Source organism: Micromonospora sp. LOL_024 (assembly GCF_048060415.1).
Taxonomy (GTDB): domain Bacteria; phylum Actinomycetota; class Actinomycetes; order Mycobacteriales; family Micromonosporaceae; genus Micromonospora.
Window position 1 is genome coordinate 36,645 of record NZ_JBHMIS010000011.1, and the last position, 18,603, is coordinate 55,247.

Sequence of the window (18,603 nt, forward strand, 5' to 3'; positions counted from 1 at the left end):
GAGCCGGCATCGGCCCGCACGTCACAGACCTTAGTCAACCCGAACCCGTTACCCGCGCCCGGCGGACGAGATGGCGATCAGGACCGATAGGCTGCTGATCCGATGTCCGAAGCCGCCGCACCCCAGACCACCGACCGCCGCGAACTCACCGCAGCGCAGCGCAACGCCGTCGCCGAACTGCTCCGGGTCTCCCCGGTCGCCGATGAGCTGGGCCGCCGGTTCGCCGCCGCCGGTCACGAACTGCACCTCGTGGGCGGTTCGGTACGCGACGCCCTGCTCGGCCGGCTCGGCGAGGACCTCGACTTCTGTACCGACGCGCATCCAGACCAGACGCTGGAAGTCCTGCGGGGCTGGGCCGAGGCGATCTGGGAGACCGGCCGGGAGTTCGGCACCATCGGCTGTCAGCGCGACGGCCTGCGACTAGAGATCACCACTTTCCGGGCCGAGTCGTACGACCAGGTCAGCCGGAACCCGGTCGTGGTCTACGGCACCAGTCTGGTCGAGGACCTGCGGCGGCGGGACTTCACCATCAACGCCATGGCGGTGAGCCTGCCCGAGCACCGGTTCGCCGACCCGTACGACGGCCTGGCGGACCTGTCGGCGAAGGTCGTAAGTACGCCGGGTACGCCTGCCGAGTCGTTCGGCGACGATCCGTTGCGGATGCTGCGGGCCGCCCGCTTCGCCGCCCAGCTGCGCTTCGCGGTGCACCCGGACGTCCAGGCGGCGATGACCCGGATGGCGGCCGACCTGGATCGGATCACCGCTGAGCGAATCCGTGACGAGTTCACCAAGCTGCTCTGCGGCGTAGACCCGATCACGGGACTGCGGCTGCTGGTCGACAGCGGGCTGGCCGAGCGTTTCCTGCCCGAGCTGACCGGGCTCAAGCTCGAAATCGACGAGCACGCCCAGCACAAGGACGTCTACGAGCACACCCTCACCGTGGTCCGCAACGCGATCTCGTACGAGGAGGACGGCCCCGACTTCGTCCTCCGGATGGCCGCGCTGATGCACGACGTGGGCAAGCCGGCGACGAAGTCGACCGGCACGGACGGCCGGGTCAGCTTCCACCACCACGAGGTGGTCGGCGCCCGGTTGACCAAGGCCCGGATGAAGGCGCTGCGCTACCCCAAGGACGTCACCGCCAAGGTCACCACGCTGGTCGCGCTGCACCTGCGCTTCTACGGGTACGGCCGGGGTGAGTGGACGGACTCGGCGGTGCGCCGGTACGTGACCGACGCGGGTGACCTGTTGACCTGGCTGCACAAGCTGACCCGGTCGGACTGCACCACCCGTAACCGGCGCAAGGCCGCCCAGTTGGCCGCCGACTACGATGCGTTGGAGGAGCGGATCGCCCGGATCGCCGCCGACGAGGATCTCGCGCGGGTCCGGCCCGATCTCGACGGCAACGCGATCATGGAGCTGCTCGGCGTGCCGCCGGGGCCGATCGTGGGCCGGGCCTGGAAGTATCTCAAGGACCTGCGGCTGGAGCGTGGGCCGTTGGACCGTGACGCTGCCGAGGCAGAGTTGCTGTGCTGGGCCCGCGACGAGGGCATCCGCGACTGACCGTCGATCAGGCCTTCGCCGAAATTGAACAGCACCTACAAATACCCCAACATAGGCGGCGCGGTCACCGCGTACATCTGGACATTGGGATCAACGTCGCCCACCAGGACTTCGGTGGTCGGGCGAGTCACGGCTACGACGCTATCGACTCCGACGACGTCGCAGGAGACTGCAACGGCCACGGCACGCACGTCGCCGGGACCGTCGGCGGCGCGAGGTACGGCGTGGCCAAGGGTGTCACGCTCGTCGGCGTACGGGTGCTCTGTTGCGAGGGCTTCGGCACCACCGAACAGGTCATCGCCGGTGTCGACTGGGTGACCGGGAACGCCCAGAAGCCGGCCGTGGCCAACATGAGCCTCAGTGACGTCGTGGCCATCCCGTCTTTTGACGGGGCGCGGACGAGGCGGTGAATGTCCATCGCGTCCGGTGTCACCTACTCGATCGCGGCCGGCAACGGGTGGACACTCGATGGCCGCCCCGCACGTGGCCGGTGCCGCGCCGCTGGTGCGAGCGCGCCGAGGTGGAGAATGGCGACATGCGTTGGACAGTGATCGACTCGCCGATCGGGGAGTTCTCCGTGGCCACCGCCGACGGCAGCGTCTGCGGCGCACATTTCGGCCCGGTCACGGCGGCCGCCACGGCGCCGGTGGATCTGACGTCCCGGCAGGCGGTCGCGGAGTTGCGGGCGTACTTCGCCGGAGAGCTGACCGATTTCGGGGTGTCGGTGCACGCGACGCGCGGGTCCGAGTTCGAGCGGGCGGTGTGGCGGGAGATGACCCTGATCCCGTACGGCGAGACGTCGACCTACGGCGAGGTGGCCCGGCGGGTGGGCGATCCTGGCGCGGCCCGGGCGGTCGGAGTGGCCTGCAACCGCAACCCGATCCCGGTCATCGTGCCGTGTCACCGCATCATCGGGGCGGGCGGAAAGCTTGTCGGCTTCGGCGGCGGCCTTGACCGCAAGGTCAAGCTGCTGGAGTTGGAGGCCCGGGTCGCGCTGCAACGCGCCTGGTCCTGACTGGCTCGCCAGCGCGACGCGACGGCCATGTACCGCGCCCACCACTGCGCCCTCGCGCCGAGATGGCGCCGATCACCCGGGCCACGGCCTGAGCACAGACGTCGAGGGCCGGGTCCGCACGGACCCGGCCCTCGACGATGCTGCTGGTTGGCGCGTCAGCGCTCGATCTCGCCGACGATGAACTCCTCGACGGCGGCGTGCGCATCGTGGTCGGCGTACTGCACCGGCGGGGACTTCATGAAGTACGACGAGGCCGACAGAATCGGGCCGCCGATCTTCCGGTCCAGGGCGATCTTCGCGGCCCGGACGGCGTCGATGATGACGCCGGCCGAGTTCGGCGAGTCCCACACCTCGAGCTTGAGCTCGGCGTTGAGCGGGGTGTCACCGAACGAGCGGCCCTCCAGGCGGATGTACGCCCACTTGCGGTCGTCCAGCCACGGCACATGGTCGGACGGACCGATGTGCACGTCGCTCTTGCTCATCTCGTGCGGGATCTGCGAGGTGACCGACTGGGTCTTCGAGATCTTCTTCGAGACCAGGCGGTTGCGCTCCAGCATGTTCATGAAGTCCATGTTGCCGCCGAAGTTGAGCTGGTATGTACGTAGCAGCTCGACTCCCCGGTCCTCGAAGAGCTTGGCCAGCGCCCGGTGCACGATGGTCGCGCCGACCTGGCTCTTGATGTCGTCGCCGACGATCGGCAGGCCGGCGTCGGTGAACTTCTGCGCCCACTCCGGGTCGGAGGCGATGAAGACCGGCAGGGCGTTGACGAACGCGCAGCCGGCGTCGATCGCGGCCTGGGCGTAGAACTTGTCGGCCTGCTCCGAGCCCACCGGGAGGTAGGAGACGACGACGTCGACCTGCGCGTCGCGCAGCGCCTTGGCCACGTCGACCGGCTGGGCGTCGGACTCCTCGACGATCTCCCGGTAGTACTGGCCGAGGCCGTCGAAGGTCGGGCCGCGCTGCACGCTGACACCGGTCGGCGGCACGTCGCAGAGCTTGATGGTGTTGTTCTCGCTGGCGACGATCGCCTCCGCGAGGTCCATGCCCACCTTCTTGGCGTCGACATCGAACGCCGCGACGAACTGCACGTCTGAGACGTGGTAGTCGCCGAAGGTGACGTGCATGAGACCCGGGACGCGGTCGTTCGGGTCGGCGTTCCGGTAGTACTCGACGCCCTGTACCAGGGACGAGGCGCAGTTACCCACACCGACGATGGCGACGCGGACGGAGCCCATCGCGTGTGCCTCCTTCTTTTCTGTCACGGCCGCTCTTTCCTGGTCTCGCCAGGCGGAGGCGGGCTGTTGTCTTCTCGTCGGCCGCCGGCCGTCCCGTCCTGCGGGACCGTCGGGGCACGGCCGGAGCGCTCGTTGGCAATGAGCTCCTCCAGCCACCGGACCTCGCGCTCACAGGCATCAAGGCCGTGGCGCTGCAGCTCCAGGGTGTACGCGTCGAGGCGCTCGGCCGCCCGGCCCAGCATGTCGCGAAGGCCCTCGCGACGTTCCTCGATCGTGCGGCGGCGACCTTCCAGGATCCGAAGTCGGGTCGCCCGGTCGGTTCGGGAAAAGAACGCGAAGTGCACACCGAAACCGGTGTCGCCGTATGTCTCCGGCCCGGTCTGGGCGATGAGCTGAGCGAAGCGTTCCTTTCCTTCCGCGGTGATGGTGTAGACCACCCGACCTCGTCGGCTGGTCAGCGCGGGAACCTCCTCGGCGGTGGCGGGTGTCTCGGCGGCTTCGGTGATCCAACCCGCTGCCTGTAGCCGGCGCAGGGTTGGATAGAGCGAGCCGTAGCTGATGGCGGCTCGGATCGCCCCGAGCTTGGCAGTGAGCTCCTTGCGCAGCTCGTAGCCGTGCATCGGGGCCTCCTGCAACAGGCCGAGGATGGCGAGTTCGAGCATTGGCCATCCTTCCGTTACCCTGTGCGTGAAGCGCCAACCGTCGCGATGTATCGGGCCGATACATCGCACCGTAGCGTCTCGTTCCCCTCGGGGCAAACCCCCGCTCCGATGTCCCGTGCTCACGGATCGTCACGGTGGTCGCTTAGCCACACGAGACCGCGTACCCTTTCCCGCATGCGTACGCAGCGCCAGGTCGTCGACTACTCGCTCCGAAAGCGAGTGGTGCTGCGTGAGCTTCTCGCCGGCCGGGTCGGCACCTACGACCTGTGCGACGCATCTCCATACCTGAAGAACGCGGCTCGGTTCCACGGCGAGCCCACCGACCAGCGGTGTCCGATCTGCCGGAGCGAGAACCTCACCCGGGTCCACTACATTTACGGGGACGAACTCAGGCAGTCAGCCGGCCAGGCGCGTACGGTGGCCGAGTTGTCCGTGTTGGCGATGACGCTGCGTGAGTTCCAGGTCTTCGTAGTGGAGGTGTGCCTCGGCTGTGACTGGAACCATCTGGTCGAGCAGTACCTGCTCGGCCGGGACGGCCTGCCCGGCGGCGCGGACGACGGCCAGGAACGCAGTGAGGCAGGCGGCATGACCGCCGACGGAACGGGTGTCCGGCGAAGGCGAGAGGCGCAACGGTGAATCAGGCTCGATCGGCCAGCCCCGGCCGTGGCGTACGTGGCCGGGGCGACCGACAGCTTGTAGGTCTGAATAGTCCGATTGATTCGGATCTGACACCGGTTCCACGGCATCCTTGTGCCGTGCTCTCGGGTGTCACAACTCACGGCAAACCGGTGGCGGTGCGACAGCGCCCCACCGCGACGGCAGGGTGTGAGGAATGAACTCGTACGGCGATCCCAGCTCCCCGCGCGGACGGGCCCGTATTCCGGGCCAGGACGACCCGGGGCAGGCCGACGACGCGTACCGCCGCCAGGGTGGTGAACCGCGCGGCGTCAACTGGTCGACCGGGCCGGAGGGCGTCGGCCCGTCGGCCCGCGCCTCGGTCGGTGGCCGGGCGTCGGTAGGCGGCTCGGCGAGCGTGCCACCGCAGCACGGGTCCACCAGCGCGGCACCGGTCGGCCGGGCCGGACCGGGCCGCGCCTCGGTGCCGGTCTCGCCGGCGGCGCCGGGCCGTGCCTCGGTGCCGGTGTCCCCGGCCCCGAGCCGGGCCGGGCGCGCCTCGGTGCCGGTGTCGCCGGCCGGGCCCGGTCGTGCCTCTGTCGCCGTCGGAGCGGCATCGGCGGGCCGGGCCAGCGTCGGCGCGGCGTCGGTGGGTGGTCCCGGCGGTCGGGCCGCGGTGGCCCGGGCGAGCGTCGGTGGTCCCGGCGGGCCGGGTGGGCCGGGTGGGCCCGGTGGTCGGACCGGACCGGGTCGCGGCGGCCGTGATCCCGGCGGAGTGTCCCGCGCCCGCAAGCGCAAGCGGATCAACATGCTGATCGCCGGCTTCGCGGTGTTCATCATGCTGGCCGGCATCGGGGTGGTCGGGTTCACCTACTACTCGACCAACGTGGTGCTGCCCAAGGAGATCCCGCTGCCGCTCTCCACCGTCGTCTACGCCAAGGACGGCAAGACGCTGGTGGCCAAGCTCGGCAACGAGAACCGCACCTTCGTCACCATCGACGCCATCCCCGAGCACGTGCGACATGCCGTGGCCGCCGCCGAGGACCGTAACTTCTACCGGCACTCGGGCGTCGACTACAAGGGCATCGCCCGGGCCGCCTGGAACAACCTCTCCGGTGGCGACAAGCAGGGCGCCTCGACGATCACCCAGCAGTACGCCCGCAACGCCTACGAGAACCTTCAGGACGACAGCTACGCACGGAAGGTCAAGGAGGCGATCCTCGCCTCGAAGCTGAACGACGAGTTCACCAAAGAACAGATCATGGAGAACTACCTGAACGTGATCTACTTCGGTCGGGGCGCGTACGGCATCGAGGCGGCGGCTCAGACGTACTTCAACACCAGCGCCGAGAAGCTCACCGTGGCCCAGGGGGCGGTGCTCGCCGCGCTGATCAAGCAGCCCGTCGCCAGCGCCACCCACCAGGGGTTCGACCCGGAGATCAACGAGGTTGACGCCAAGTCCCGCTGGGAGTACGTCATCAGCGGGATGGTCGAGGAGGGTTGGCTGGGCGCCCCGGACAGGCCCGAGCGGCCCGCCGAGTATCCGAAGGTGCAGAAGACGAAGAAGGACAATGGTTTCGGCGTCGCGTCCCCCCGCGGCAACGTGATCAACTACGTGCGGCAGGAGATGGAGCAGTGGGGTCTCTGCTCCAACTACGGCGCGACGGACAAGCCCAGCTGCGTCGACGAACTACGTGAGGGTGGCTACCGGATCACCACCACCATCGACCCGAAGATGCAGAAGGCGTTGGAGCAGGCAGCCCAGCCTGACCGCAAGGGCTCGGTGCTCGAACCGCAACCCAACAACCTGATGGCGGCCGCGGTATCCATCGACCCGAAGACCGGCCGGGTACTTGCCTACTACGGCGGCGACAGCGGCGCTGACTTCGACTACGCCGGCCTGAACACCGACCAGAACGGTGACCTCGTCGGCGGGCACCCGCCAGGCTCGTCGTTCAAGGTCTACACGCTGGCGGCGGCCATCGACGCCGAGGTCTCGGTCAAGTCGCACTGGGACGCCACTCCGTTCACCCCCGACGACTACGCCAACAAGATCGTGAACGCCGGCCGGAACGCCAGCTGCGCCAAGTGGTGCACGCTGCAGGAGTCGACGATCCAGTCGTACAACGTGCCGTTCTTCCACGTGACCGAGGAGATCGGTGCCGACAAGGTGGTCGACATGGCCCGCCGGGCCGGCGTCCGCACGATGTGGACCGTCGACCCGCCGAAGGCGTACGACCTGACCAAGAACAAGCCGGAGGAACTCGCGCCGAGCAAGTTCGACCGGGTGGTGGGCTTCGGCCAGTACCCGATCACCGTGCTGGACCACACCAACGGCCTGGCCACCCTCGCCAACAAGGGCAAGTACAACAAGGCGCACTTCGTCCGCATGGTGGAGAAGCAGAACAAGGCAACCGGCAAGTGGGACAAGGTGCCCGGAACCGGCGAAAAGCTACAGAAGGGTGGCGGCCAACAGGTGATCCGGCCGGAGGTCGCCGAGGAGGTGACCGCGGTTCTCAAGGAGATTCCGGGCAAGAGCAACGCCCGGCTGGCCAACAACCGGCAGGCTGCCGGCAAGACCGGTACCTGGGAGCACAGCAACACCGACAAGAACGCGCACGCCTGGATGGTCGGCTACGACGAGAACCTGGCGACCGCGGTCTGGGTCGGCAGCCGCGACCCGAAGAAGCCAGCCATTCTCGACAAGAACGGCGGTAACATCGGCGGTAGCGGCTTCCCGGCCGCGCTGTGGAAGCGGTACATGGACGAGGCGCTGAGCGGCTTCGATCCGTCCAATCTGCCGAACGTCACCGGGGTCGGCGACCAGGACGTCGGCAACGGCGAAGAGCCGGCACCGCCACCGCCACCGCCATCGAACGACGGTCGACGAGACTGCAACCCGTTGGACTTCTTCTGCCAGATCAACGGCGGCGGCAACAACGGCGGCAACAACGGCAACAACGGCAACAACGACGACGGCGACAACGACGGTCCGGGCGGTGGAGGCGGCGGACTGCTGACACCGAGACCCACCCGGGACTGATCCCGTGAATCGTCGAGGGCGGCCGGACACCTGTCCGACCGCCCTCGACGATTCTCCGGAGACCGGTGCCGCCATATGACCAGACGACGGGAGGCGCGGATCCCGTCGCGTCGGCTCACGGCGCTGAGCCGCCACGGGATTTGGTAGGGCCTCGCCAGATTCCGGGAGCAGGCGAGTTTCGACTTCTACCCGGTCAACTGATACGGCAAGATGCACGGTCATGAGCAGCCAGTCGACGCCCGGCATCGATGGACCGGATGTCTCCGATCACCCGTCCCGCTCCGACGGCTTCGTCCGAGGACTCTCCGGATTGATCGGCGGCCCGCTCGGTGACCATGCGGTTGCCCGCGACCGGCCCGCCGGCACGGAGCGTCGGTTCTGGACCGTTGTCCGGATCGTCCTCGCCCTGACCTGTCTGACGCTGGCCCTGCACTGGGTGCAGAAGTCGCCCTGTCAGGACGGCGCGTGGGAGAACAACGAGCAGTACACCCGGTTCTGCTACACCGACGTGCTGGCGCTCTACTACGCCGAGCGGCTCAACGAGGGTGCCGTGCCCTACCTGGACCACCCGGTCGAGTATCCGGTGCTGACCGGGTACTTCATGGGGGTGCTCGGGTTGCCGGTGCACGCGGCCGGCGACGGCAATCCCGGGATGAACCAGGGTCAGTGGTTCTACAACCTGAACGCGCTGGTGCTCGGCGCACTTGCGGTGGCCACCGTGGCGGTGATCCTGGCGCTGCGCCGCCGCCGTCCCTGGGACGCCGCGCTCTTCGCGCTCGCCCCCGCACTGTTGCTCACCGCCACGGTCAACTGGGACCTGCTCGCCATCGGTCTGGCCGCCTTCGGCCTACTGGCCTGGGCGCGCTCCGGTGACGGCCGCCGTGGCGTCCTGCTGGTCGCCCTGTCCGGGGTGCTGCTCGGTTTCGGCGGGGCGGCCAAGATGTGGCCGCTGTTCATCCTGGGGCCGATCCTGGTGCTGGCGATGCGCGCCGGCCGACTCTGGTCCGCGCTGCTGTCCATCCTCACGGCCGCGGTGACGGTGGTGCTGGTGAATCTGCCGGTGGCGTTTCCCGTCGACTCCCGGGAGAACTGGAAGCGCTTCTTCGAACTGAACACCGATCGGCCGATCGACTGGGGGACTATCTGGTACATAACCCGCTACCTGGACGGCAAGTTCGGTGACCCGGCCAGCATCGGACCCTTCCAGTGGCTCGACGCCAACATTCCCACACTCAACTACCTCTCGTACGCCCTGTTCGGCCTGGCCTGCCTCGGCGTCGGCGCGCTCGCGCTGCTGGCGCCGCGCCGGCCCCGACTCGCTCAGCTCGCCTTCCTCGTGGTCGCCGTATTCCTGATCTTCAGTAAGGTCTGGTCGCAGCAGTTCGTGCTCTGGCTGCTGCCGCTGGTGGTGCTCGCCCGGCCCAGGTGGGGAGCCTTCCTCGTCTGGCAGGCGGCCGAGGTCTGCTACTTCGTAGCCTTCTACGGCCAACTGCTCGGTGCGTCGACCGGCCAGCCGGTCTTCCCGGAGGGCGTGTTCGTGCTGGCCGCGAGCCTGCGCATGGCCGCCGTGGTGGCGCTGGTCGTGCTGGTGGTACGGGAGATCCTGCACCCGGAGCGGGACGCGGTACGCCGCACCTACGCCGACGACCCGGATGGAGGTCTACTCAACGGACTCCCGGACGCCCCCTGGCTCGACCGCCTGAGAATCCGCCGGGCGGCGACACCCGCCCCACCCCCCGAACCGACCCCGACACCCGTGTCCGCGGCCACGTGATCCGATCGGAGCCCCCGCCAATCCCAGCCGCGAGGCACCTCAGAGCCGGAACACGACGACCGAATCGATCTCGTCGCGGGTGATGCCCAACCCGTCGACAGGTGCGTCGACGCTGATCTCCCAGGGCGTGCCGGCGATCTGGTCCCGCACCACCAGCACGTTGCGTACACCTAGGGTGCGCAGATAGTCCACGCTGGTCTGGTCGGGGAAGGTCATGGTGACCCGGCGCACGTCTTCCAGCTGGCGGGGTACGAAGCCGCTGCCACCGTTGACGATGTCCTGGAAGCGGGTGGTCGACCAGAGCATCACCGGCTGGTCGTGGTTCTGCCCGCTGGGCAGGACGAGCAGTGGGCCCTCGATGGAACGCATGGCGGCCGGCTGTGGCGGCACCACCGGATGCGGTGTCGTGTTGGTCCCCTCGGCGACGACCAGAACCAGGGGAATCAGGGTGGCCAGCCGCAGCCACGGGCTCGGCCAGGAGGGAATCCGCTCGGCGCAGATGTCCCGGACCCGCTCGGCGAACGCGCTGACCGCTCCCGCCGCGAGCAGTCCGAGCAGCAGCGTGGCCCAGAGCATCAGCCGCCCCGGGGTGCGGATGCCGCTCCAACCCGGCAGGTGTTCGAAGAGCGGTACGTAGGTGAAGCGGCCTTCGAAGAGCTCGGTGCCCATCGACAGGGCCATCGCCACCAGCACCCCGGCGAGCAGCAGCAGGCGTTGGCGCACCGTCCAGATGGAAAGGAAGAGGCCGCCGGCGGCCAGCGCGTACAGCGTGAAGCCGGGCAGCAACGTCATCTCCGGATGCCAGGGCAGGATGGCACGTGCCCCTTCGTGCAGCCCACCCCAAGGGCGGGATTCGGCCGGGGCGGTGACGAAGCCGCTGGCGGGCGGCGAGAAGATGGCGATGTCGGCGATCGTCCGTTCCGCGTACGGGTGCAGCTGGGTGACGGTGAAGTACGGGATGGCCAGCAGGACCCCAACTCCTCCGAAGATCAGCCCGCCGATCAGGTCGGCGACGAACAGGCGCTGGCCGAAGGGACGCCTGACCCGCCAGACAATGCGCTTCGCGAACCAGATGACGGTCGCCATCAGCACGGTGCCGGCGAGCACGTACGCGAACGGCAGGCCGATTCCGAAGCCGAGGCTCAACTGCCAGGCCGCGACCAGCCAGCCGGTGTAAACCCAGCCCTCGTGCCGGCGCTCGGGTCGGTAGCCGTGCCGGAGCGACCAACCGTGCCCACGGGCCAGCATGGCCAGCGCCAACGGGATGCCGCCGTTGGAAACCACGTGCAGGTGACCGGCCTGCGCCAACAGCCATGGCGCGTAGGTGTAGGCGACCCCGGCCACCGCGGATCCGATTCGGCTCGCACCGAGCTGCCGAGCCAGCACGTACGCGCCGAAAGTGGCGAGCGCATGCGCCAGCACGAAGATGATGTTGTACCGGAGCAGAGCGGCCTCGGGGCCGATACCGATCATGCCGGCCGGCGCGTACCCGAGCAGAGTGTCGGAGAAGGCGAAACTCCATCGGTCGGGAAAGAACGTGTTGGCGTGCCACAGTTGGGCCGGATCGGCCAGCAGGATGTGCCCGGACCAGGACATCTGCCAGGCCTGCAGGCTCGGGTCCCAGTAGTCCTGGGGCAGCGTGTGCGCCGGGTAGCGCAGCGTCGGCCAGGTCATCAGCGCGGCCAGCGCCAGCGAGCCGAGCACGGCCAGCGTCCACTCGTGGACCAGCAGCCGGCCAACTCGCCGGCCCAGCCTGCCGTACCAGGTCGGTATCGACTCGGGAGCGGGCCCGAAGGCGGCCCAGCGGTCCGGCTTACGGTCCCCGCTGCCCGCCGTACAGTCCGTGCTCGTGCCGTCCTTGCCGGCTCCGCCGGTCACCTCCTCGCCAACGCTCTCCTCCACCTGGGCAGCCTTGCCGTCGCGGTCCTTCGCCTTGTCGGCGTTCGCCGGGATCGTGCCGGCTCCGACCGGGTCTGGCCCGCCCTGCTGACTGGCCTTGTCCCCACCGGTCCGGTCGGCATCCGGTGCTTCGGCGGCGGCCTGGCCGGCCTTGGCGTCGCCGCGCGTCGCCTCGCCGGTCGTGCGGGTGTCTGGTGAGTTCGACGTCGTGCCGTCGCCTGCGGAGTGCTGCGTGGTCATCGCGACGGGGTTTTCGGACCGAGCCGGCCGCGGAGGAAGGCGATGTCGCCGCTCTGGCCGTCGGTGCCGCCTGGTGTCTCGACTATGACCGGGGCACCTGCCGCTTGGATCACGGCGACGACGAGCTCCGCGTCGATGGTGCCACCGCGCAGGTTGTCGTGGCGGTCTCGACCCGAGCCGAAACGGTCCTTGGAGTTGTTGGCATGGATCAGGTCGATCCGTCCGGTGATCGCCTTCACCCGGTCGACCAGGCCGAGGAGCTCCTCACCGCCGGCGTGGGCGTGGCAGGTGTCGAGGCAGAAGCCGACCTGGTGGTCGCCGATGGCGTCCCAGAGCCGGGCGAGCGCGTCCAGCCGGCGGGCGCAGGCGTGCTCGCCGCCTGCGGTGTTCTCGATCAGCACCGGCAGTCCGAAGCCACCCGCCTCCGCGGCGAATGTCAGGGCCTTGCGCCAGTTGTCGAAGCCGGTAGCCGGATCGTCGCCGGCGTTGATGTGTCCACCGTGTACCACCAGCCCCTTGGCGCCGATCGCCGTGGCCGCCTGGGCGTGGGCGAGCAGCAGCTTTCGGCTGGGAATCCGAATGCGGTTGTTGCTGGTCGCGACATTGATTACGTAGGGCGCGTGCACGTAGACGTCCACTGCGGCGTCGCGCAGCAGATCGGCGTCCGTCCGGGGTTGTGGCGCCTTCCAGCCCTGCGGGTCGGAAAGGAAGAACTGCACGGCGTCTGCCGCTCGGGCGGTCGCCTCCGCCAACGGGTCGGTCGGATCGACGTGGGCTCCGATACGCATGCAGGCGAGCCTACGTCGGACCTCCGACGGGCTGCGTGACGCCCACCGTGCTCGTCGCGTCACCCAGCCCGTCGGGGGTCGTTGAAACCGGTAAATCAGGAGGCCGGGCGTTTCGGGCGGGAGCCCATCCGAAAAATGTCGCTAATTCCGGGATTTGTCTGAGACGCGCCGTCTTCCGCGATAACGTCGGGTAACAACGTGATAAGGCTCCGCGGGGCGTCTCCAGTCCAACCTCATCGGTGTGGTCGTTCCTCCCCAGGTCCCACCCAAGGAATGCGGACGAGGCGCCCTGCGGTCACGTGACCGGGGGTCTGTGCGGACAACGTTGTCGGCGCAGACCCCCGGTTCGCTGTGCCCGGTCACCTCGGTGATGGTGATCGTTCGGGCCGGGTATCCTGGTCAGGTTGTCTGCTCCCGTTCGGGTTCCCCCGGGTCGGGACGGGCAACGACGCACGACCTCCTGCTGCGGAAGGACCGTGGCCGCTTAGCCCATAGGAGGTGAGCACGTCTTGCGTCATTACGAGATCATGGTGATCCTCGACTCCAGCCTCGAGGAACGCACCGTCGCACCGTCGCTCGACACGTACCTGAACGTGATCAGGACCGCGGGTGGCTCGGTGGAGAAGACCGACGTGTGGGGCCGCAGGCGCCTCGCGTACGAGATCAACAAGAAGTCCGAGGGCATCTACGCCGTCATCGACCTTCAGGCGACGCCGGAGGCGGTGGCCGAGCTGGACCGTCAGCTGCGGCTCAACGAGTCCGTGCTGCGTACCAAGGTCATCCGGCCGGAGATGCGCTAACCAATCCACCCAGCCCTACCCGGATGAGCCTCATCGGTGCTGTCACAGGGTTCTGAGAACCTGTAGGACGGACGGATGAGTGCGCGAGGAGTTGGTCATGGCAGGAGACACCACCATCACGGTCATCGGCAACCTGACCGATGACCCCGAGTTGCGATTCACCCCCTCCGGGGCTGCGGTCGCCAAGTTCCGGGTCGCATCGACGCCCCGATTCATGGACAAGGCGTCCGGCGAGTGGAAGGACGGCGAGCCGCTGTTCCTCTCGTGCACCGTCTGGCGACAGGCCGCAGAGCATGTCGCGGAGTCGTTGCAGCGCGGTGCCCGTGTGATCGTCTCGGGCCGGCTGCGTCAGCGGTCCTACGAGACCCGCGAGGGTGAGAAGCGCACCGTCATCGAGCTGGAGGTCGACGAGATCGGCCCATCTCTGCGCTACGCCACGGCGAAGGTGCAGAAGATGTCGCGTTCCGGCGGCAGCGGTGGCGGTTTCGGTAGCGGTGGAGGTGGTGGCCAGGGCGGCGGCGGAGGAAACTTCGACGATCCCTGGGCTTCGGCCGCGCCGGCCCCCACGCGTTCGGGTGGCGGCAACTTTGACGAGGAGCCTCCGTTCTAATGGCGCCGAGCGCGCGTGATCGTAAACCAGGAGCAAGAGCAATGGCGAAGGCTGCGGCACTGCGCAAGCCGAAGAAGAAGGTGAACCCGCTAGACAAGGACGGGATCACCTACATCGATTACAAGGACACCGCGCTGCTGCGCAAGTTCATCTCCGACCGCGGCAAGATCCGCGCTCGGCGGGTCACTGGCGTTACCTCGCAGCAGCAGCGGCAGATCGCCCGTGCGGTCAAGAACGCCCGCGAGATGGCGCTCCTGCCGTACACCGCGACGGCCCGCTGAGAGGGGGCACCGATATGAAGATCATCCTGACTCAGGAGGTGTCCGGCCTCGGTGCCCCGGGCGACATCGTGGAGGTCAAGAACGGCTACGGCCGTAACTACCTGCTTCCGCAGGGCTTCGCGATCGTCTGGACCAAGGGCGCGGAAAAGCAGGTCACGCTGATCAGGCGGGCCCGCTCGGCCCGCGAGATCCGTGACCTCGGCCACGCCAACGAGGTGAAGGCACAGCTTGAGAGCCTGAAGGTGAGCCTGAAGGCTCGTGCCGGCGAAGGCGGCCGGCTCTTCGGCTCGGTCACGCCGGCCGAGATCGTCGACGCTGTGAAGGCGGCCGGCGGTCCGGCGCTCGACCGCCGGCGGCTGGAACTGTCCGGCCACGTCAAGGCGCTCGGCTCGCACCCGGTGCGGGTCAAGCTGCACCCTGAGGTGACTGGCACGTTCAACCTCAACGTCGTGCAGGGCTGAGCCCAGCCGGCAACGCAAAGGGCCCGCACCGTCCACCGGTGCGGGCCCTTTCGTATCCGACCACCACCACCGGCGACGACGGGTGGAAGCCCCCATCAGCCGATGGGCTGGCCGGTCACCGCGCTGATCATGACTGTGGAAAGCCCTCCACCGACTACGGCGGCGGCGAGCGCCACCGTGGTCGAGCGCCAGGTCGTACCCACCCGACGCAGCAGCATCGCGACCGCCAGGCTGCTGACCAGCGCCAGACCGAACCGTGGAATGCCGCCCACCATCGCCCCGAACGCCCGAGCCCTGGACGAGTCGCAGCCGCCGCCGCTGATGTCGGTCACGCAACCTGCAGGCGGTGTGCCGTCGAGAGTCAGCAACCAGACGAAGATCACCATCGCGGGCAAGAGGTAACACGCCGCTGTGTATAGCAGCGGCAGCCACGGTCCACCCGTATCGGGGTCGAGCAGGTCGTCTTCCAGCCGGCGGTTCCAGCTGCCGTTGCCGACCGACTCGATCCGCCGCCGTACCGCCGCGATGCCAACCTGCCGCGCCAGCGGCGCCGCTGCGTGCCGCCGCTGCGGCGCCGAACGCGGTCGAGGCGCCGTGTAGCCGACCACCGGCGACCGGGGCGCCGACGCAGGCGCGTCGACCCAACGCGGATCGTCGCCCGCCAGTCGGGTGCCCGGCCAGAAACCCTCCCGGCGCGGCTCCGACTCGGCTCGCCCGGCCCGCGACCACATCTCGGCACCGGCAGCCGCATCGGAACGAGGTGGCACGGTATGGTCCGACCGGTCCGACTCGGGATGGACGTCCCACCGGTTCGGGTCCCGACGCCGGTCCTGCGGGTCCACCTCGGAGTAGCGGTCCCACTGCCCGGTCGTGTCGGGCTCGAGCCACTGGTCCGGAACGGGACCCTGAAGCCACTGGCTCGTGCTGTCGGTGTCCCACGGGTCAGCCGTGCCGTCCTCGGCCCGACGATCCAGACCTGCGGGTTGCTCCCAGGCGTGCAGGCCGGAGGCGTCCCACGGGTCCTCCGCCGGCTGCCGACTCTCCGGATCCGCCGTCCGCTCCCAGGGCTCTGCCGTCCGCTCCCACGGGTCCACGGCCGGTCCGGGGGCCTCCGCCGCGCGGCGTCGGCGTCGGGTGGTCGGCTCGGCGCTCGGCTCGGCGCTCGGCGTCGGGTCGAGCTTCTGCTGCCCCTCCTCCTCCAGACCTGACCAGGTCACCTGGCGGCGGCGCGACTGTGCTCGGCGGGGCCGACTCTGCGGCGTCACGCCCGAGACCGGATCGTCCTCCTCGGCCCGGCGGCTGCCGACGTAACCGCCCTCGCGGCTGCCGGCATGGCCCTCCTGCGGATGGTCGAAGGTCCACTCCCGAGTGTGATCGGACTCGGTTCTCCTGGTCGACGATGCGGCAGCGGACGACGGGGCTTCCCGCCTCCCTGTCTCGATGGCGCGCCGGCTCTGGGCGGGCTCGATCGCGCGCCGATCGTGGTCGCCGTAGCGTGGCCGCCCGGCGTCGTCATCGTCGTCCGGGGCGGCGTGTCGGCCACCACCATCCACGCTGCTGACGCCCGACTCCAACGCCCAGCGCGGCAGGTAGGGCTCGGCCGGCTCGTCCTGGCCGCGCTCGATGGCACGACGCCGACTCGGAGTGCGGTAGCGCTCGACCGCCGAGTCGTAACGCTCGGCAGGAGCACGCTCGACAGGCTCGGCCCACGAAGCGGCCGACCGCCGCTCGCGCGGGTCGTCCTCCCCGCGTGCCCAGTCCCGGTAACTCACGGCCGGAGCGTGACCCTTCTCAACCGAAAGTGCAATCCGCTGTGCAGGTGTAGCCGTAGGCCACCGATCTTACGGGAGGTTCAGGACAAAGCCCTACCCGGAAATATTTGTCCACAGGCTGTGGACGATCTCTTTCCAGTTCAGCGGCGTATGACAAGGAAGTCCCCACGCGATATCCACACCCTGTGCACACGCTGCGCACATGCTTGCCCCCCGGCGTCCACAGGTTGTCCCAAGGCTCGTCCACCGGTGCGGTTGAGGGGCTGACCTCGCAGTCCGTATGGTTAGCCACCGACCTACCCGCCCGATGGCCCCCGATCGAAGCGGACGGTCGACTTGTCGCACCCAGGCGGTAGGCCTGAAATTGATCCGACGCAGTTGAGGGGGCCCGGGTGTCGGTGACAGATGACAGGCGGACGGAGTCCTTCCCGAGCAGCGGGCAGTCGCCCGGCCCGGCACCCCGCGACGGCCAGTTCGACAAAACGCCGCCCCAGGACGTGGCCGCCGAGCAGTGCGTCCTGGGTGGCATGCTGCTCTCCAAGGACGCCATCGCAGACGTCGTCGAGATCCTCAAGACGAACGACTTCTACCGGCCGATCCACGCCACCATCTTCGACACCGTCCTGGAGATCTACGGGCGGGGTGAACCGGCGGATGCCATCACCGTCGCCGCGGCGCTGGCCGACTCCGGTGATCTGGCCCGGGTCGGCGGTGCCCCCTACCTGCACACCCTGATCGCCAGCGTGCCGACCGCCGCGAACGCGGCCTACTACGCCCGCATCGTCAGTGAGCGGGCGGTGCTGCGGCGGCTGGTCGAGGCCGGAACGAGGATCGTCCAACTCGGATACGGTACCGCCAACGGCGGCAGCAGAGACGTCGACGACATCGTCGACCTGGCCCAGCAGGCCGTCTACGACGTGACCGAACGCCGGGTCAGCGAGGATTTCGCCATCCTTGCCGACATGCTCCAGCCGACGCTGGACGAGATCGAGGCGGTCGGTGCCCACGGTGGCGTGATGACCGGCGTGCCGACCGGCTTCACAGACCTGGACCGGCTGCTCAACGGCCTGCATGCCGGCCAGTTGATCATTGTGGCTGGCCGGCCGGGCTTGGGTAAGTCCACAGCCAGTATGGATTTTGCCAGGAACTCGGCTATCCGGGCGAATCAGGCGGCGGCGATCTTCTCGCTGGAGATGAGCAAGGTCGAAATCGTCATGCGGCTGCTCTCGGCCGAGGCCCGTGTGCCACTGCACGTGCTGCGGAGCGGCCAACTCTCCGACGACGACTGGACGAAGCTCGCCCGCTGCATGGGCGAGATCAGTGAGGCACCGCTCTTCGTGGACGACACACCGAGCATGAACCTGATGGAGATCCGGGCCAAGGCCCGCCGCCTCAAGCAGCGACACGACCTGAAGCTAATCGTGGTCGACTACCTCCAGTTGATGACCTCGCCGAAGCGTACCGAGAGCCGTCAGCAGGAGGTCGCAGACCTTTCTCGGGGCCTGAAGCTGCTGGCGAAGGAGGTCGAGTGCCCGGTCATCGCGGTGAGCCAGCTGAACCGTGGCCCGGAACAGCGCACCGACAAGCGACCACAGTTGTCCGATTTGCGTGAGTCTGGTTCGATTGAGCAGGACGCCGACGTCGTCATACTTCTGCACCGTGACGACTACTACGACAAGGAGTCGCCGCGGGCCGGCGAGGCGGATTTCATCGTCGCCAAGCACCGGAACGGCCCGACCGACACCGTGACGGTCGCCGCCCAGCTGCACTTGTCGCGCTTCGTGGACATGGCCATCGTCTGACCTCGGCGGCGACCTTGAACAGGTATTTGTGGCCGGTCCGGCC

General features: G+C 68.6%; 16 protein-coding genes. 11 read left to right on the forward strand and 5 right to left on the reverse strand.

Going from position 1 to position 18,603, the window contains the following annotated elements:
- Window positions 1–102: 102 nt before the first annotated feature.
- From ACFHWY_RS14255 to ACFHWY_RS14265, 3 genes are all read left to right on the forward strand, one after another.
- Window positions 103–1,563 carry a CCA tRNA nucleotidyltransferase gene (locus ACFHWY_RS14255; protein ID WP_416580663.1) on the forward strand — a complete coding sequence of 487 codons (1,461 nt, stop codon included), beginning with the start codon at window positions 103–105 and terminating at the stop codon, window positions 1,561–1,563.
- Window positions 1,530–1,973 carry a S8 family serine peptidase gene (locus ACFHWY_RS14260; protein ID WP_416580664.1) on the forward strand — a complete coding sequence of 148 codons (444 nt, stop codon included), beginning with the start codon at window positions 1,530–1,532 and terminating at the stop codon, window positions 1,971–1,973. The genes ACFHWY_RS14255 and ACFHWY_RS14260 overlap by 34 nt, the downstream gene beginning before the upstream one ends.
- A 125-nt stretch (window positions 1,974–2,098) precedes the next feature.
- Complete coding sequence (locus ACFHWY_RS14265; protein WP_416580665.1) at window positions 2,099–2,578, forward strand: methylated-DNA--[protein]-cysteine S-methyltransferase; 480 nt, start codon at window positions 2,099–2,101, stop codon at window positions 2,576–2,578.
- Window positions 2,579–2,733: 155 nt separating this feature from the next.
- On the opposite strand, the gene ACFHWY_RS14270 is transcribed toward ACFHWY_RS14265, so the two are convergent.
- Both ACFHWY_RS14270 and ACFHWY_RS14275 read right to left on the reverse strand, forming a co-directional pair.
- Entirely contained in the window at window positions 2,734–3,813 is a 1,080-nt protein-coding gene (locus tag ACFHWY_RS14270) for an inositol-3-phosphate synthase (protein WP_416580766.1), read from the reverse strand.
- 23 nt (window positions 3,814–3,836) lie between these two features.
- Window positions 3,837–4,475 (reverse strand): PadR family transcriptional regulator, encoded by a 639-nt coding sequence (locus tag ACFHWY_RS14275; protein ID WP_416580666.1) that lies wholly within the window; start codon window positions 4,473–4,475, stop codon window positions 3,837–3,839.
- A gap of 174 nt (window positions 4,476–4,649) precedes the next feature.
- Here ACFHWY_RS14275 and ACFHWY_RS14280 point away from each other — a divergent pair, with 174 nt between their 5' ends.
- The 3 genes from ACFHWY_RS14280 to ACFHWY_RS14290 all read left to right on the forward strand — a co-directional run bounded on the left by ACFHWY_RS14280 (window position 4,650) and on the right by ACFHWY_RS14290 (window position 9,907).
- On the forward strand, window positions 4,650–5,111 hold the full coding sequence (locus ACFHWY_RS14280; RefSeq protein WP_416580667.1) for a DUF5318 domain-containing protein: 462 nt from the start codon (window positions 4,650–4,652) through the stop codon (window positions 5,109–5,111).
- 196 nt (window positions 5,112–5,307) lie between these two features.
- Window positions 5,308–8,133, forward strand: coding sequence for a transglycosylase domain-containing protein (locus ACFHWY_RS14285; RefSeq protein WP_416580668.1), 2,826 nt, complete (start codon window positions 5,308–5,310; stop codon window positions 8,131–8,133).
- A 220-nt stretch (window positions 8,134–8,353) separates the two neighbouring features.
- The gene (locus ACFHWY_RS14290) at window positions 8,354–9,907 is read left to right on the forward strand and encodes a glycosyltransferase family 87 protein (RefSeq protein ID WP_416580669.1); all 1,554 of its coding nucleotides are present in this window, start codon (window positions 8,354–8,356) and stop codon (window positions 9,905–9,907) included.
- 39 nt (window positions 9,908–9,946) lie between these two features.
- Here ACFHWY_RS14290 and ACFHWY_RS14295 read toward each other — a convergent pair whose 3' ends face one another.
- Together ACFHWY_RS14295 and ACFHWY_RS14300 are read right to left on the reverse strand one after the other, a co-directional pair.
- Entirely contained in the window at window positions 9,947–12,046 is a 2,100-nt protein-coding gene (locus ACFHWY_RS14295; RefSeq protein ID WP_416580670.1) for a hypothetical protein, read from the reverse strand.
- A complete protein-coding gene (locus tag ACFHWY_RS14300; RefSeq protein WP_416580671.1) occupies window positions 12,043–12,834 on the reverse strand; it encodes a deoxyribonuclease IV in 792 nt (263 codons plus the stop codon). Before ACFHWY_RS14300 ends, ACFHWY_RS14295 begins: the two co-directional genes overlap by 4 nt.
- 509 nt (window positions 12,835–13,343) lie before the next feature.
- Here ACFHWY_RS14300 and rpsF point away from each other — a divergent pair.
- The 4 genes from rpsF (at window position 13,344) to rplI (ending at window position 14,986) form a co-directional block, all read left to right on the forward strand.
- Window positions 13,344–13,634: a 30S ribosomal protein S6 gene (rpsF, locus tag ACFHWY_RS14305; protein ID WP_092381323.1), complete on the forward strand. Its 291-nt coding sequence runs from the start codon at window positions 13,344–13,346 to the stop codon at window positions 13,632–13,634.
- 79 nt (window positions 13,635–13,713) lie between these two features.
- Window positions 13,714–14,244, forward strand: coding sequence for a single-stranded DNA-binding protein (locus tag ACFHWY_RS14310; protein ID WP_416580672.1), 531 nt, complete (start codon window positions 13,714–13,716; stop codon window positions 14,242–14,244).
- Between the two features lie 41 nt (window positions 14,245–14,285).
- Window positions 14,286–14,525, forward strand: a complete 240-nt coding sequence (gene rpsR, locus ACFHWY_RS14315) for a 30S ribosomal protein S18 (RefSeq protein WP_007073789.1) — start codon at window positions 14,286–14,288, stop codon at window positions 14,523–14,525.
- 14 nt (window positions 14,526–14,539) lie between these two features.
- The gene (gene rplI, locus ACFHWY_RS14320; protein ID WP_416580673.1) at window positions 14,540–14,986 is read left to right on the forward strand and encodes a 50S ribosomal protein L9; all 447 of its coding nucleotides are present in this window, start codon (window positions 14,540–14,542) and stop codon (window positions 14,984–14,986) included.
- Window positions 14,987–15,081: 95 nt separating this feature from the next.
- Here the strand turns inward: rplI and ACFHWY_RS14325 are convergent, their stop codons facing one another.
- The gene (locus ACFHWY_RS14325) at window positions 15,082–16,758 is read right to left on the reverse strand and encodes a hypothetical protein (RefSeq protein WP_416580674.1); all 1,677 of its coding nucleotides are present in this window, start codon (window positions 16,756–16,758) and stop codon (window positions 15,082–15,084) included.
- Window positions 16,759–17,156: 398 nt separating this feature from the next.
- Between ACFHWY_RS14325 and dnaB the strand changes: the two genes are divergently transcribed.
- A complete protein-coding gene (gene dnaB, locus ACFHWY_RS14330; protein ID WP_416580675.1) occupies window positions 17,157–18,560 on the forward strand; it encodes a replicative DNA helicase in 1,404 nt (467 codons plus the stop codon).
- Window positions 18,561–18,603 lie beyond the last annotated feature (43 nt).